At 65.0% G+C, this 14,538-nt stretch carries 15 protein-coding genes and 1 pseudogene; all 16 read right to left on the bottom strand.

Annotated elements, in window-relative coordinates; all coding sequences use genetic code 11:
• Positions 1-31: 31 nt before the first annotated feature.
• The 16 genes and pseudogenes from ACVW17_RS12005 to urtB all read right to left on the bottom strand — a co-directional run bounded on the left by ACVW17_RS12005 (position 32) and on the right by urtB (position 14,460).
• Positions 32-1,060: a cytochrome-c peroxidase gene (locus ACVW17_RS12005; protein WP_456752080.1), complete on the bottom strand. Its 1,029-nt coding sequence runs from the start codon at positions 1,058-1,060 to the stop codon at positions 32-34.
• A gap of 187 nt (positions 1,061-1,247) precedes the next feature.
• Entirely contained in the window at positions 1,248-2,909 is a 1,662-nt protein-coding gene (locus tag ACVW17_RS12000) for a CHASE domain-containing protein (RefSeq protein ID WP_456752079.1), read from the bottom strand.
• A gap of 349 nt (positions 2,910-3,258) precedes the next feature.
• The gene (gene ureG, locus ACVW17_RS11995) at positions 3,259-3,903 is read right to left on the bottom strand and encodes an urease accessory protein UreG (protein ID WP_456752078.1); all 645 of its coding nucleotides are present in this window, start codon (positions 3,901-3,903) and stop codon (positions 3,259-3,261) included.
• Positions 3,904-4,064: 161 nt separating this feature from the next.
• On the bottom strand, positions 4,065-4,802 hold the full coding sequence (locus tag ACVW17_RS11990) for an urease accessory protein UreF (RefSeq protein ID WP_456756402.1): 738 nt from the start codon (positions 4,800-4,802) through the stop codon (positions 4,065-4,067).
• On the bottom strand, positions 4,783-5,436 hold the full coding sequence (locus ACVW17_RS11985) for an urease accessory protein UreE (protein ID WP_456752077.1): 654 nt from the start codon (positions 5,434-5,436) through the stop codon (positions 4,783-4,785). The genes ACVW17_RS11990 and ACVW17_RS11985 overlap by 20 nt, the downstream gene beginning before the upstream one ends.
• 7 nt (positions 5,437-5,443) lie before the next feature.
• Complete coding sequence (locus ACVW17_RS11980; RefSeq protein ID WP_456752076.1) at positions 5,444-5,743, bottom strand: putative quinol monooxygenase; 300 nt, start codon at positions 5,741-5,743, stop codon at positions 5,444-5,446.
• 26 nt (positions 5,744-5,769) lie between these two features.
• A complete protein-coding gene (locus ACVW17_RS11975; protein WP_456752075.1) occupies positions 5,770-6,069 on the bottom strand; it encodes a putative quinol monooxygenase in 300 nt (99 codons plus the stop codon).
• A 48-nt stretch (positions 6,070-6,117) separates the two neighbouring features.
• Positions 6,118-7,834 (bottom strand): annotated as a pseudogene (gene ureC, locus ACVW17_RS11970) (urease subunit alpha).
• Position 7,835: 1 nt separating this feature from the next.
• Positions 7,836-8,390 (bottom strand): HD domain-containing protein, encoded by a 555-nt coding sequence (locus ACVW17_RS11965; protein WP_456752073.1) that lies wholly within the window; start codon positions 8,388-8,390, stop codon positions 7,836-7,838.
• 174 nt (positions 8,391-8,564) lie between these two features.
• Positions 8,565-8,870, bottom strand: coding sequence for an urease subunit beta (locus tag ACVW17_RS11960; RefSeq protein ID WP_050405365.1), 306 nt, complete (start codon positions 8,868-8,870; stop codon positions 8,565-8,567).
• A gap of 129 nt (positions 8,871-8,999) precedes the next feature.
• The gene (locus tag ACVW17_RS11955; RefSeq protein WP_176528888.1) at positions 9,000-9,302 is read right to left on the bottom strand and encodes an urease subunit gamma; all 303 of its coding nucleotides are present in this window, start codon (positions 9,300-9,302) and stop codon (positions 9,000-9,002) included.
• A gap of 46 nt (positions 9,303-9,348) precedes the next feature.
• Complete coding sequence (locus ACVW17_RS11950) at positions 9,349-10,185, bottom strand: urease accessory protein UreD (RefSeq protein WP_456752072.1); 837 nt, start codon at positions 10,183-10,185, stop codon at positions 9,349-9,351.
• 49 nt (positions 10,186-10,234) lie between these two features.
• Positions 10,235-10,930, bottom strand: a complete 696-nt coding sequence (gene urtE, locus ACVW17_RS11945; RefSeq protein WP_069279334.1) for an urea ABC transporter ATP-binding subunit UrtE — start codon at positions 10,928-10,930, stop codon at positions 10,235-10,237.
• Between the two features lie 2 nt (positions 10,931-10,932).
• The gene (urtD, locus tag ACVW17_RS11940) at positions 10,933-11,694 is read right to left on the bottom strand and encodes an urea ABC transporter ATP-binding protein UrtD (protein WP_456752071.1); all 762 of its coding nucleotides are present in this window, start codon (positions 11,692-11,694) and stop codon (positions 10,933-10,935) included.
• Positions 11,695-11,698: 4 nt separating this feature from the next.
• Entirely contained in the window at positions 11,699-12,868 is a 1,170-nt protein-coding gene (urtC, locus tag ACVW17_RS11935) for an urea ABC transporter permease subunit UrtC (RefSeq protein WP_456752070.1), read from the bottom strand.
• Positions 12,865-14,460, bottom strand: coding sequence for an urea ABC transporter permease subunit UrtB (urtB, locus tag ACVW17_RS11930; protein WP_456756401.1), 1,596 nt, complete (start codon positions 14,458-14,460; stop codon positions 12,865-12,867). The genes urtC and urtB overlap by 4 nt, the downstream gene beginning before the upstream one ends.
• Positions 14,461-14,538: the final 78 nt, after the last annotated feature.

Raw genomic sequence — 14,538 nt, 5'->3', positions numbered from 1 at the left:
CCCTCGAGCCGCTTACCTTTTGGGCTCGCGCTCAGCGCGGCAGTTTGGGAATCCCGGCCACCGGCGGGTCGGTGGCGGTCAGGGTTTGCAGGAAGGCGATCAAATCCTTCTTCTCGTCCGCGGTCAGCGACAGCGGCTTGATGTCGGGCGATCGGCTCGGCCGTTCGATCCCGCCTCTGTTGTAGAGCTCGATGACATCTTCCAGCGTCGCGACTGATCCGTCGTGCATGTAGGGCGCCCGGCGCGCGACGTCGCGCAAGGTCGGGGTCTTGAACGCATATTTCAGCTTCGCCGAGGTCGGAAAGTAGCGGCCGCGGCCGATGTCGTGGCCCTTGGCGGTGCCGATATCCTGGAAGGACCCGTCGGAGAAGGACGGGCCGCTGTGGCAGGACGAACAACGTCCCTTGCCGTTGAACAGATCGAATCCCTGCTTGGCTGATGCGCTGATCGCGCTCTCATCACCCTTGATCCAGCGGTCGAACGGCGCCTCGCCCGCAACGATGGAGCGCTCGAAGGTCGCAAGCGACTGTTCGATCCTCGGCCGCGTGATTGCGCCGTCGCCGAACGCGCGAGCAAACGCATCGACATAGCCTGATATCGCCGACAGACGCGCGATCAATTCCGGCTCGGTCATGTTCAGGTTCGCGGGGCTCAGGATCGGCCCGAACGCGACGGATTCGAGATCCCTGAACTTGCCGTCCCACCCCAGCGGCTCGAAGAAGGCCACGTCGATCAGCGTCGGCGAACGGATCGGCAGCCCCTTCGGATCCTCGCCGATGGCGCGTGGAAGGCCGTCGGCCCAGGACAGGCTCGGCTTGTGGCAGCTCGCGCAGGCATGCGTCTTCGACCGCGACAGCAGCGGATCGAAGAACAACATCTGCCCAAGCGCGGATTTCGCCTCCGAATAGGGATTGCTGCTCGGGAAGGGCACGACGTCCGGCCGGCGATAGCTTGCACGAATGGCCGCAGGGTCGCGCGGCTCCGTCGCCGGGGTCAGGGCAAGCGACAGCCCGACCGGCAAGACTGCTGCGAGCAAGGTCAGGCTGACCCAAAGCCTCATCGGGGTCCTCAGACGGTATCCTGCTCGGTATATGCCGAAGCATGTTCAACGAAGTTTTAACGCTCGGTTGCGGGCAACTACGGATGCCGGGCGATGGTCCTGGACCATGCCGGCATATTCCCATCAACGTGATTACGATCAATCCGCGCAACGATCGAGCTGCACAACCTGTAGCGGCTGCGTGCGGCTATTTCTTCACCGGACGCAGCGGCGCGGAGAACTGCTCGGTGCGATCGCGCTCGGTCATGTCGACGACGGTGTCCATCGGCGCGGTCAGCTCGTAGACGTAGGAAACGTCGGTGAAGTAGCGCTTCGCGGTGCCGCCGAGCGCTTCCGGCGCAACGCGGTCGAGCAGGATCAGGCCGAAGTCGCTGTCCGCCCGCCGCGTCGCCTGGCTGGTGTTGAACTCTTCCCAGCGGAAATGGAAGATCGCCTCCGCATCCTCGCCGACCACCTCCCAATTGGCGACGATATGCGGATGCTTGCCGACCAGCGACAGGCCCTCGTCGGAATGCGAGGCGAGCTCGAAGAACAACAGCGACAGCGATTGCGCGGCGCGGGCGCTGACCGTGATGTCAGGACCGTTCACCGCGATCCGCTCGGCATGCGGAATCGCGCGCGCTTCGAACAGGCCCTTCAGCTTGACGCCCTGCCACTGGCTCTCGCTGAGCAGCGTGACGACATTCGACATCGCGTGGATGCGCCCGATCAGGAGCTCGCGCGCGACGTCGATGTCGGCGCCGTGCCGCAGCGTGCGGGTCACGATCGACTGGATCACGGCGAGGATGTTCTTGACCCGGTGATTGAGCTCGTCAATCACGGCGGTCAGCCGGCGCTCGAAGCCGATCCGGACCTCGATCTCGCGGCTGAGGCGCAGATTGTTGTAGGCGACATAGCCGAACAAACCGCAGACGATGCCGGTCAGCGCGAGGCCGATCGCCGCGACGATGGTCGCGGTCTGCTGCGCGCGCACCGTCGCGTTGCTCTTGGCGTAGTAGTCGAGCGACCAGTCGCGGCCGCCGAAGGTGACCGTGCGGACCATCGATGGCGTCGGCCCGTCCTGGCGCACCGCGCGCGAGGTGACGATGCCCTGCTCATTGGCGGTGAACTCGTCGTTGGAATCGCGCGGATCCTTCAGCGCCACCGCGAACAGCGAGGAATCGTCGTTGGTCAGCATCAGCGACGACAGCTCGTAAGAAAACGTGATGAAGCCGGCCGGCTCGGAGGCGCCTTCCTGGAACACCGGCGCGGCGAGCACGACCCCGACCGGACCGTTCTGCCGCAGCAGCGGCACCGGGTCCGAGGCCACCGGCTTGGCGTTGGCCATCGCTTTCGCCAGCATCGGGCCGACCACTGAGTGGCGGTCGAAGGCGCGGCCCGGGATGCTCAGGGTCTCCGGGTTGCGCGGCTCGACATCCATCAGCACGTTGATCGGCTTGTCGAGCGCCTTGATGTCGAGCGCCTGATCGTCGAAATCGCGGATCGAGGGATTGGTGAAGCCGGCGGCCTTCAGCTCCGCTTCCGCCGCGGTCAGCTCGTTCGGCTTGAGCCGCGCGATCCAGGCGGCGACGACGAAGTCGGTCTTGAAGGCGTAGATCGCCGAGCGCAACGGCTGCAGCATGTTGGCCTTGACCATCGACGGCGTCCGGAACAGGCCCGAAGCGACCCGCGCCAGCAGCTCGCGCTCGGTCAGGCGGTCCTGCACAAGGCTGGCATGGACGTCGATCGCCCGCGCCAGCGCGATGCCGTCGATCGCGAGCTCCTGGTCGTGCACCCGATAGGCCGCGAGACCGGAGAGCAGGACTCCGATCAGCGCAATCAAGGCAACGATGAAGCCCAGTCGAACCACACGCTTACTCGGCAATCAGGGGGTGGCGAAAGGGGACTGAAGGCATCTGGCTTCTGCGGGAGCGGCGACTAGTCAGGATGCGAAGAACGCCAGCCGCAAAGGAATATGGAATAGCGATCATCGGTACGCAACAGGAGCCGGTCGGCAACATTAACGACGACGCCACCCGGCGGTCTTTGGCGGCGCCAAAGGTTGCTAATCGTCAAAGTTGGAATTTGTTCCGGCGATAGCGCAGCTTTTTTGCGGCGAAGTGTTAGGGAGCGGAGCAAGCGGTACCCCTCTCCCCAACCCTTCCCCGCGGGGTACCGCTTGCTCGTTGAAAGAACAAACCGATCACCCGCCACAATGATTAACGGCCGGTCGCCTTGCCCTTCGCCTGTGACCGCAGACCACCCTTGGTCTCGATGAAACTGATGATGCGGTCGAGGCCGTTGCTTGTCTTCAGATTGGTCATCACGAAGGGCCGCTCGCCGCGCATCCGCCTGGCGTCGGTATCCATCTTCTCAAGCGACGCACCGACATGGGGCGCGAGGTCGATCTTGTTGATCACCAGCAGGTCGGAGCGCGTGATGCCGGGGCCGCCCTTGGACGGGATCTTGTCGCCGGCGGCGACGTCGATGACGTAGATCGTGAGATCCGCCAATTCCGGCGAGAAGGTCGCCGCCAGATTGTCGCCGCCGGATTCGATCAGGACGAGGTCGAGGTCGGGGAATTTGGCCCGCATGTCGGCGACCGCGGCGAGGTTCATCGAGGCGTCCTCGCGGATCGCGGTGTGCGGGCAGCCGCCGGTCTCGACGCCGGCGATGCGGTCCGGCGTCAGCGAGCCGGAGCGCACCAGGAACTCGGCATCCCATTTGGTGTAGATGTCATTGGTGATCGCCGCGATGTCGTAGCGCTCGCGCATCGACTTGCAGAGCAAATCCATCAGCGCGGTCTTGCCGGAGCCGACCGGACCGCCGACGCCGACCCGCAGCGGGCCGTGAGAAGTGGGCATGTGAACAGCTCTCTCTTATTGTCGTCCCGGCGAAGGCCGGGACCCATTACCACCGAACTCGATTGTTGCGACATGCTGGGGCCCCAGCCCCGCATAACCACACAAGCCGGTGGTTATGGGTCCCTGCTTTCGCAGGGACGACGGGTGGAAAGTGTCGCGCCTCATGACCTGAACAGCCGCGTATATTGCGTCTCGTGACGCAGGCTGGCGAGGTCGGCGCGGAAGGTCGCGCTGCCGAGATCGTCAAGCGTCGCCATGTCGGCCCGTGCTGCGGTCGCGGCAACGACCGGCTCGAGATCGGCCAGCACGCGCTGGCTGTCGGTCTGCCCGAGCGGGATCAGTCGGCTGCCTGCGGAAATCCAGTTCGAGACCACGGCGTGCAGGAAGGCATGCAGCGACGGCGCCAGGCGGATGCCGTGCGCGGCGCTGACGATACCGACCGCGACCGGATAGACGATCACGCCGTCGCAGGCCGCGATCATGGTGTCGAGACCGGGTGAATTCCAGGCGGCGCGGGCGATCTCGATGAAGGCGCGTCCCTGCGTCGTGGTTTCGAGCTGGCGCTCGCGCGACGGCACGAAGGCAGCGGCAAGCTCGGCGATCGCCTTCAGGGCGGCAGGATCAGGGCCAGACGCCGCGCGAAAACTCTGCGCGAGGAACACGGCGTCGCAAAAGCCGCTGCCGTCGCTCAGCATTGCGGAGAGCCAGCCGCGCAGCGAAGCGGCATCGGTGATATTGCCGGCCTCGACCGCCCATTCGAGGCCGCTGGAATAGGCGAACGCACCGACCGGAAAAGACGGCGACAGCCACGTCATCAGCCGGTACAGCGCGGCCGCCTCATCTTCCGCCATCCCGCCGCGCATCGCGGCGGGATCAGGCTCATTTGTGGTCATGAGCATGGGAGTGGTCGTGGTGATGATGGGCATGCCCGCAATGCTCATCATGGTGATGGTGATGGTGGTGGTCGTGATCATGCCCGTGATCATGGTGATATCCATCACCGTGGTGATGTGCATGATCGTTGTGGTGACCATGATCGTGCGCCTGACTATGAGCATGATCGTGGCCGGCATGAACATGCGCGTGCGCCTCGGCCTGCGCATGCTCGGCATAGGCGCCGCCCTCGGGATCGAACGGCGCTTCGATCTCGATGATTCGGGCCCCCAACCCCTTCACCATTGCCTCGATCACGTGATCCCTGCGGATGCGCAGGCCCTTCGGCATGATCTGCGTCGGCAGATGGCGGTTGCCGAGATGCCAGGCGACCCGGATCAGATGATGCGGATCGCTGCCGCGGATTTCCACGAGCGGCTCGGGGGCTGCGACCACCTCGACGAGGCGCCCGTCCTCGAGTACCAGCGCATCGCCGCCGCGCAGCGCGACCGCGTTCTCGAGGTCGAGCAGGAATTCGAGCCCGCGCGTCCCGGTCATAGCCATGCGCCGCCGGTGCCGGTCGTCGAAATCGAGCACGACGGTGTCGGCGGCGGCTTCCTTGAAGCGATGCTGTCCCAGAACCTTGGTTGCGCGGATCATCGATGCCTCAGAGCTTCTGGACCTTGCCGTCGCTGATGATCTCGATCACCGTCGGCCCGGTCTTCATGTCCGCGGAATATTCGCGCCACACCTTCATGTGCGGCGCCTTGCTGTGCGCGGTCAGGTCGTCGCGGGTTTCCCAGCGCTCGACCACAACATACAGATTGGGATCGTTGACGCTGACATGGCCCTCATAGGAGAGGCAGCCCTTCTCCTTGTGGGTCTCGACGATGCAGGCCTTGTGCCCCTTGATGAAGTCGTCCCTGTTCTCCGGCTTCATCGGCGTGGTGGCGATCACATAGATCATAGAATTGCTCCCGTTGTTGTTCTTGCTTAGCGGACGTCGACCTTCTCGGGCGTGATCACCTCGATCTTCGGCGGCGCGGACATGCACTTCACGGCGACCCGGCCGAAGGTCTTCATGTGCTCGGCGGCACGATGCGGCACCAGCGCCTCGGCGTTTTCCCACTGCTCGACGAACACCATCTTGCTGTGGTCGGTGACGCTCTCATGCAGATCGTAGGCGATGTTGCCGGGCTCCTTGCGGGTTTCCTTGATGCAGGCCGTCGCCGCGGCGATGAATTCGGCGCGGGTTTCGGGCTTGATGGTCAGCGTGGCAACGACGTAAATCACGGAAATTCCTCCCGGTTTTCTTTTCTAGGTGAGATACCGGGGTGGGTTTTAGAACATAAAATAGCGCTGTGCCATGGGTAGCACCTCGGCCGGCGCGCAGGTCAGGAGTTCGCCGTCTGCGCGTACCTCATAGGTCTCCGGATCGACTTCGATCTTGGGCGTCGCGTCGTTGTGGATCATGCTCTTCTTGGAGATCTTTCCGCGGGTATTCTGCACCGCGTAGAGCTTCTTGCTGATGCCGAGCTTGCGGGCGAGGCCGCCGGTGACCGCAGCCTTCGAGGTGAACACCACCGAGGACGCGGTCAGCGACTTGCCGAAGGCGGCGAACATCGGCTGGTAATGCACCGGCTGCGGCGTCGGGATCGAGGCATTCGGATCGCCCATCGGCGCTGCCACGATCGAGCCGCCCTTGATGATGCAGTCCGGCTTGACGCCGAAGAACGCCGGCGACCACAGCACGAGGTCGGCCATCTTGCCCTTCTCGACCGAGCCGATCAGCTTCGACACGCCATGCGCGATCGCGGGGTTGATGGTGTATTTGGCGATGTAGCGCTTGACGCGGAAATTGTCGTTGTCGTTGCCCTTGTCCTGCGGCAGCGCACCGCGCTGTTTCTTCATCTTGTCCGCGGTCTGCCAGGTGCGGATGATCACTTCGCCGAGCCGGCCCATCGCCTGGGAATCCGACGAGATCATCGAGAGCGCGCCGAGATCGTGCAGGATGTCCTCGGCGGCGATGGTCTCCTTGCGGATCCGGCTTTCGGCGAAGGCCAGGTCTTCCGCGATCGATGGATCGAGGTGATGGCACACCATCAGCATGTCCAGATGCTCGTCGATGGTGTTGCGGGTGAACGGCCGGGTCGGGTTGGTCGAGGACGGCAGCACGTTCTTCAGGCCGGCAACCTTGATGATATCGGGCGCATGTCCGCCGCCGGCGCCCTCGGTGTGGAAGGCATGGATGGTGCGGCCCTTGAACGCCTCGATCGTATCCTCGACGAAACCGGATTCGTTCAGCGTGTCCGAATGCAGCATCACCTGGACGTCGTAATCGTCCGCAACCGAGAGGCAGGTGTCGATCGCTGATGGCGTGGTGCCCCAGTCCTCATGCAGCTTCAGCGCGCAGGCGCCGGCCTTGACCATCTCGACCAGCGCCGCCGGACGCGAGGCATTGCCCTTGCCCGAGATGCCGAGATTGACCGCGGAAGGCGTCGAACGACTGGATCATCCGCCCCATGTGCCATGGACCGGGCGTGCAGGTGGTCGCGAAGGTGCCGTGCGACGGGCCGGTGCCGCCGCCGAGCAGCGAGGTGACGCCCGCCATCAGCGCGTGCTCGATCTGTTGCGGGCAGATGAAATGGATGTGGCAGTCGAATCCGCCCGCGGTGAGGATCTTGCCCTCGCCCGCGATCACGTCGGTGCCGGGACCGACGATGATGGTGACGTTGGGCTGGATGTCGGGATTGCCGGCCTTGCCGATCGCGGCGATCATGCCCTCCTTGATCGCGACGTCGGCCTTGACGATGCCCCAGTGATCGACGATCAGCGCATTGGTTATAACGGTGTCGGCCGCGCCCTGCGCGTTGGTCACCTGCGATTGCCCCATGCCGTCGCGGATCACCTTGCCGCCGCCGAACTTCACCTCCTCGCCATAGGTGGTGAGATCCTTCTCGACCTCGATGATCAGATCGGTGTCGGCCAGCCGCACCTTGTCGCCGGTGGTCGGGCCGAACATGTCGGCATAGACGGAACGCTTGATCTTCACGGACATATCAGCCCCCAGTTTCAGCCAGCGCGGCCCTGGCGCGCGCCATGGTGTCATCGAAAATGCGATCGAGCCGCGGATTGATCCCCCGGCAGCCGGCAACGACCTTGTCGGCCCAGGCCGCATAGTCGGCGAGATCGGCGCGCTCATCCTTGCTCGGATGCGGCACGATCCGGGCGCCGATATTGCTGACCTTGTCGGCGGTCTTGATCAGCTTTGCGTCGGACGATTTGTGCGGAGCGTCATCGATCTGCTTTTCCCGCCGCTCGGCCTTCGGCAGGCTCATGTCGTCGGTGCACTCGACCACGAGATTGGCAACGCGCTCACTGAACTTTTGCGCGAGCTCCTCGCGGGTGGTCTCGGTGTCCTCGATGGTGTCGTGCAGCCACCCTGCCGCCACCAGCTCGGCATCGGCGCCATCGGTTACGTGCGCGAGCAGATTTGCGACCTCGGCGAGATGATTGATATAGGGCTCATTTCCCCGCCCCTTGCGGGCCGTGCCGTTGTGACGGCGGGCGGCAAGTTCGGCAGCTTCGGAGACCATGCGAATTGCAGGAAGCATCGGTTATACGACTCCCGCTTGGTCGCAGTTGCTATTGGCGGGAGATCGCGAAACGACGCTTTTCAGCGCCCGGGGCTTACCCCTCTCCCCAACCCTCCCCCGCAAGGGGGGAGGGAGCCTGACCAGAGTGCTCACCTCACGCATCTCCATGGCTCACGGCGCGTTGAATCCGAATCACAGCTTCCCCTTCACCTCGGCGCGAAAGCCGTGGATCACGCGCTTGCCGGCGAGGGCGACGAGCTGGACGTCGCGGGTCTGGCCGGGCTCGAAGCGGACGGCGGTGCCGGCGGCGATGTCGAGGCGCATGCCGCGGGCGCGTCTGCGGTCGAACTTCAGCGCCGGGTTGGTTTCGAAGAAATGGTAGTGCGAGCCGACCTGGATCGGGCGGTCGCCGGTGTTGGCGACCGACAGCGTCACGGTCTTGCGGCCGGCATTGAGCTCGATCTCGCCGTCCTTGATGAAGAGTTCACCGGGGATCATTTCTCTCTCCTGTCATTCCGGGGCATGCGAAGCGTGCACTATGATGTGCTCTGCACATCTGAGAATCTCGATCAACAATCTCTGGAGTCCGGGTTCGGCCTTCGGCCGCCCCGGAATGGCGGTTCGTGGCTAGCGGATCGGCTCGTGCACGGTGACGAGCTTGGTGCCGTCGGGGAATGTCGCCTCGACCTGGATGTCGTGGATCATCTCAGGGATGCCGTCCATCACCTGCGCGCGGGTCAGGACCTTGGCGCCGGCCTGCATCAGATCGGCGACCGTGCGCCCATCACGCGCGCCCTCGACGATGAAATCGGTGATCAGCGCAATGGCCTCGGGATGGTTCAGCTTGACGCCACGCTCGAGCCGGCGGCGCGCCACCATGGCGGCCATCGAAACCAGGAGCTTGTCCTTTTCGCGGGGAGACAAATTCATGCGAGCACTCTGATCGTTCTGAAAGGATTAGTTGAGCCACAGGCCTTTAGTTAAGCCAGAGTCTTGGCAGCGGGACGATGGAGGCGCGGCCGAGCACCGCCATCATGTCGGCGCGCAGCCGGGCCGCATCTTGGGCACAGAAGCGCGCCATTGCAAAGCCATTCCAGGCGGAGATGCCGACCTCGCCGCCAAAGCTTTCCGACGCCTCGCGGATGCGCGCGACCAGCGCCTCGTCGCCGGGCACGATCAGCGCGGTGCCGATCGCGCATCCCCCATTGGCAATCGCGGGCCGTGTCAGCTTCGCGCCGATCTCGCCGTCGAGCCTGATGGTCTCGGCAAACACCAGCCGGCCGCCGCGCCGCACCCGCCAGCGGTCGACGAATTCGCCGTGGCGCATGGTCTCGCCCATCGCGGCGCGGCCGAACACCACGATCTCGCAGAGCAAAAACGAGGCGTGCTCGGCAAGATCGATGTCGAAGCTGCGATGGATGCGCGCGCGATCGAACAGGATGGTCTCCTGCGGCAGCCAGGAGAGATGCGCACCGTCCGCAACGCTGAGCGAGATATCAAGCCGCGCCGCGGCGCCGGGCGCGCGATAGACCTTCTCAGCGGCTGCCGTGGTCAGCGTCAGGCGGGCGCCCTCGCCGGCGGAGATGCCGATGTCGAAGCGGTCCCCGCCAGCAATGCCGCCGGCGGTGTTGACGAACATGGCGGAGAGGCCGTCATCTTCCGGTGACGGAAAGCGGACGCGCAGCGAGCCTGACTCGTGCAGGTCGCCGCGGCGGGTCGCGCCGTCCTTGCGATGCACCGCGAACCGCACCACTCCCTGGGCGCGGTTTGCCGCAAACGTCGCCGCTGCCGCGCCTGCGATCCCGCTCCGCATTCCCCCGACGCTCCCTTCGCACGCCACGAAGGGCGGCGTTACATCCTGTTCACAGCGCCATCTGGCGGCTGATCTCGGCGGGATCGAGGCTTGCGCGGTCGCAGGCATATTTCACCGCACCCCGGTCCATCACGGCAAAACTGTCGCCGAGTTCGCAGGCAAAGTCGAGATATTGTTCGACCAGCACGATGGCGATGTTGCCGAGGTTGCGCAGATAGGAGATGGCGCGGCCGATATCCTTGATGATCGAGGGCTGGATGCCCTCGGTCGGCTCGTCGAGCAGCAGCAGTTTTGGCCGCATCACCAGCGCGCGGCCGATCGCAAGCTGCTGCTGCTGGCCGCCGGAGAGATCGCCGCCGCGGCGGCCCAGCATGGTCTCGAGCACCGGAAACAGCGAGAACACGTCGTCGGGGATGTTGCGATCCTCTCGCTTCAGCGGGCCGAAGCCGGTCTTCAGATTCTCTTCCACCGTCAGCAGCGGGAAGATCTCGCGACCCTGCGGCACGAAGCCGATGCCGCGCCGCGCCCGCTCATAGGGCTTCAGCGCGGTGATGTCCTTGCCGTCGAAATTGATCGCGCCGGAGGCGATCGGATACTGGCCGACCATGGCGCGCAGCAGCGAGGTCTTGCCGACGCCGTTGCGGCCGAGCACGCAGGTGACTTTGCCGGGCTCGGCGGTCAGCGACACGCCGCGCAGCGCCTGCGCCGCGCCGTAATAGAGATTGATGTTGTCGACCTTCAGCATCGCTAGCGCCCCAGATACACTTCGACCACCCGCTCGTTCGACGACACCTGGTCGATCGAACCTTCGGCGAGCACCGAGCCTTCGTGCAGGCAGGTCACCTTGACGCCGAGCTCGCGCACGAAGGTCATGTCGTGCTCGACCACCATGATGGTGTGGTTCTTGTTGATCTCTTTCAGCAGCTCCGCGGTCAGATGGGTCTCGACGTCGGTCATCCCGGCGACCGGCTCGTCGACCAGCAGCACCTTGGGGTCCTGCGCCAGCAGCATGCCGATCTCGAGCCACTGCTTCTGGCCGTGCGACAGGCTGCCGGCGAGGCGGTTGCGCGCCTCGGTCAGGCGGATGGTCTCGAGCACCTTGTCGATCCGCTCGGACTCGGCCTTGCTGCCGCGCCAGAACAGCGTGCCGCGCACGGAATGATCGACATTGAGCGCGAGCAGCAGATTGTCCTGTATGGTCTGGCTCTCGAACACCGTCGGCTTCTGGAATTTCCGGCCGATGCCGAGCTCGGCGATGCGGGTTTCATCGAGCCTCGTCAGGTCGACGGTGCCATCGAACAGCACGGTGCCCTCGTCCGGCTTGGTCTTGCCGGTGATGATGTCCATCATCGTGGTCTTGCCGGCGCCGTTCGGGCCGATGATGGCGCGCATCTCGCCGGGCGCGAGCGTCAGCGACAGATTGTTGATGGCGTGGAAGCCGTCGAACGAGACGTGCACGCCGTCGAGATACAGCATGGCGGAGGTGGCGCGGGTATCCATGACGTTCATCGGTCTACTCCGCCGGGTTCGGTGCGCCGACGCCGTCTTCGCGCGCGGCACTCGCCTCGTCGGCTGCGATCCCCGCGCCGCGCCGCGTCTCACGCCAGCTGTTGAAGGTGCCGACGATGCCCTTTGGCAAGAGCAGTGTGACCAGGATGAACAGCGCGCCCAGCATGAACAGCCAGTACGGCGCCAGCGGCCCCGAGGTGAAGAACGTCTTGGCGTAGTTGACGACGACGGCGCCGAGCGCCGCCCCGATCAGCGTGCCGCGTCCGCCGACCGCGACCCAGATCACCGCCTCGATCGAGTTGGCCGGCGCGAACTCGCTCGGATTGATGATGCCGACCTGCGGCACATAGAGCGCGCCGGCGACGCCGGCCATGCAGGCCGACAGCGTGAACACGAACAGCTTGTAGGATTCGACGCGGTAGCCGAGGAAACGGGTGCGGCTTTCGGCATCGCGCACCGCGATCAGCACCTTGCCGAGCTTCGAGGTCACGATCGCGCGGCAGATCAGGAACGCGATGATCAGGGCCACGCAGCTCAGCAGGAATAGCGCGGCGCGAGTGCCTTCGGCCTGCACGTTGAAGCCGAGGATGTCCTTGAAATCGGTCAGGCCGTTGTTGCCGCCGAAGCCGAAATCGTTGCGGAAGAACGCCAGCAGCAGCGCGTAGGTCATCGCCTGCGTGATGATCGACAGATAGACGCCGGTGACGCGCGAGCGGAAGGCGAGCCAGCCGAAGCAGAAGGCGAGCAGGCCCGGCACCAAGAGCACCATCAGCGCCGCAAAGGCGAACTTGTCGAAGCCGTACCAGTACCAGGGCAGCTTGTCCCAGTTCAGGAACACCATGAAGTCGGGCAGGATCGGGTTGCCGTAGACACCGCGGCTGCCGATCTGGCGCATCAGGTACATACCCATCGCGTAGCCGCCGAGCGCGAAGAATGCTCCATGACCAAGCGAAAGAATCCCGCAATAGCCCCAGATCAGATCGATCGAGAGCGCAAGGATGGCGTAGCAGACATACTTGCCCCACAGCGCCACCAGATAGGTCGGCACCTGGAACATCGAGCCCTGCGGCAGCAGCAGGTTCGACAGCGGGATCAGCACGCCGACCGCGGCGACGAGCAGGACGAACGCGGTCGCTGCGCGGTCGAGCGAGCGGGTCAGGATGTGCGGTGTCATGCTTCCACCGCCCGGCCCTTGAGCGCGAACAGGCCGCGCGGCCGCTTCTGGATGAACAGGATGATCAAGACCAGGATCGCGATCTTGCCGAGCACCGCGCCGGCCACCGGCTCCAGGAACTTGTTGGCGATACCGAGCGTGAAGGCGCCGACCAGCGTGCCCCAGAGATTGCCGACGCCGCCGAACACCACGACCATGAATGAGTCGATGATGTAGCTCTGGCCGAGATTCGGGCTGACATTGTCGATCTGCGACAGCGCCACGCCGGCGATGCCGGCGATGCCCGAGCCGAGCCCGAAGGTCAGCGCGTCGACGCGCGAGGTCGCGATCCCCATCGAGGCCGCCATGCGGCGGTTCTGCGTCACCGCACGCATCTCAAGCCCGAGCGCGGTGTAGCGCAGCATCGCGAGCAGGATCGCGAACACCGCGAGCGTGAAGCAGAGGATCCAGAGCCGGTTATAGGTGATGGTGATCTGGCCGAGCTCGAAGGCGCCGCTCATCCAGGAGGGATTGCCGACCTCGCGGTTGGTCGGGCCGAACGCGGTGCGCACCGCCTGCTGCAGCACCAGCGACAGCCCCCAGGTCGCAAGCAATGTCTCCAGCGGGCGGCCGTAGAGGAAGCGGATGATGGTGCGCTCGATCAGGACGCCGATGAAGCCGGCGACCAGGAACGCGAGCGGCACGGCGATCAGCAGCGAATAGTCGAACAACGCCGGATAACGGGTCCGGATCACCTCCTGCACCACGAAGGTGGTGTAGGCCCCGAGCATCACCATCTCGCCATGCGCCATGTTGATGACGCCCATCACGCCGAAGGTGATGGCCAGGCCGATCGCGGCGAGCAGCAGCACCGAGCCGAGCGACAGGCCGTACCAGGCGTTCTGCACCATCGACCACATCGCCAGATTGCTCTGGATCGAGGACACCGCGCTGGCGGCGGCCTTGGCGACCAGCGGCGGCTGATCGCCGAGCCCGGTGAGCAGCGCCAGCGCCTCCTGGTCGCCGCGCGCCTTGACCACGGCGATCGCATCGAGCTTGTCGCTGTCTGTCGCATCCGACTTGAACAGGATGATGGCGGCGCGGGCCTCGGCGAAGGCCTGCTTGATCGGCTTGACGCTCTCCTTGGCGAGCGCGCTCTCCACCGTCGGCAGCAAATTCTCTTCGTGACTCCTGAACACCGATTGCGCCGCGCCGAGCCGCTTGGCCGGATCCGGCGACAGCAGCGTCAGGCCGCCGAGCGCGGCCTCGACGGTGCGGCGCAGGCGGTTGTTGAGCCGGACGGCGGCGGCGTTGTCGGGCAGCTTGTCGACGGCGGCACCCGTGGCGGCGTCGACGATCTTGCCGTCGGTCTGGGTGATGAAGACCTTCTTGCTGTCGGGATCGGCCGACAGCCGGCCGTCCTGCAGCGCGCTGATGATGGGCGAGGCCAGCGCATTGCCCGATGCGGCGATCTCGCCGATCGCGACCTCGGTGTCGGAGAACTCGTCATTGGCGAATTTGGCGACCGAATCCTCGAACGGGCCGGCCAGCGCCGGCACAGCAAGGCAGCTCAGCAGCAGGATCGAGAGACAAAGCGCACGAAAGCGATCAATACAAATGGCAAACACGTCAGAACCCCGGCAGGAGTGGGAGGAGAAGGCGGCGAGCGGTGCCGCCTTCTCCAGTGTTGG

It is taken from the genome of Bradyrhizobium sp. USDA 4473 (assembly GCF_054063335.1).
The sequence above is the reverse complement of the archived record's forward strand: the minus strand, read 5'-3'. Positions and strand labels throughout refer to the sequence as shown.

Coding starts and splice junctions, on each gene's coding strand:
- ACVW17_RS12005 (WP_456752080.1), bottom strand. CDS start 1,060: ATGAGGCTTTGGGTCAGCCTGACCTTGCTCGCAGCAGTCTTGCCGGTC.
- ureG (WP_456752078.1), bottom strand. CDS start 3,903: ATGCCCACTTCTCACGGCCCGCTGCGGGTCGGCGTCGGCGGTCCGGTC.
- ACVW17_RS11990 (WP_456756402.1), bottom strand. CDS start 4,802: ATGCTCATGACCACAAATGAGCCTGATCCCGCCGCGATGCGCGGCGGG.
- ACVW17_RS11985 (WP_456752077.1), bottom strand. CDS start 5,436: ATGATCCGCGCAACCAAGGTTCTGGGACAGCATCGCTTCAAGGAAGCC.
- ACVW17_RS11980 (WP_456752076.1), bottom strand. CDS start 5,743: ATGATCTATGTGATCGCCACCACGCCGATGAAGCCGGAGAACAGGGAC.
- ACVW17_RS11965 (WP_456752073.1), bottom strand. CDS start 8,390: ATGCTTCCTGCAATTCGCATGGTCTCCGAAGCTGCCGAACTTGCCGCC.
- ACVW17_RS11960 (WP_050405365.1), bottom strand. CDS start 8,870: ATGATCCCCGGTGAACTCTTCATCAAGGACGGCGAGATCGAGCTCAAT.
- ACVW17_RS11955 (WP_176528888.1), bottom strand. CDS start 9,302: ATGAATTTGTCTCCCCGCGAAAAGGACAAGCTCCTGGTTTCGATGGCC.
- ACVW17_RS11950 (WP_456752072.1), bottom strand. CDS start 10,185: ATGCGGAGCGGGATCGCAGGCGCGGCAGCGGCGACGTTTGCGGCAAAC.
- urtE (WP_069279334.1), bottom strand. CDS start 10,930: ATGCTGAAGGTCGACAACATCAATCTCTATTACGGCGCGGCGCAGGCG.
- urtD (WP_456752071.1), bottom strand. CDS start 11,694: ATGAACGTCATGGATACCCGCGCCACCTCCGCCATGCTGTATCTCGAC.
- urtC (WP_456752070.1), bottom strand. CDS start 12,868: ATGACACCGCACATCCTGACCCGCTCGCTCGACCGCGCAGCGACCGCG.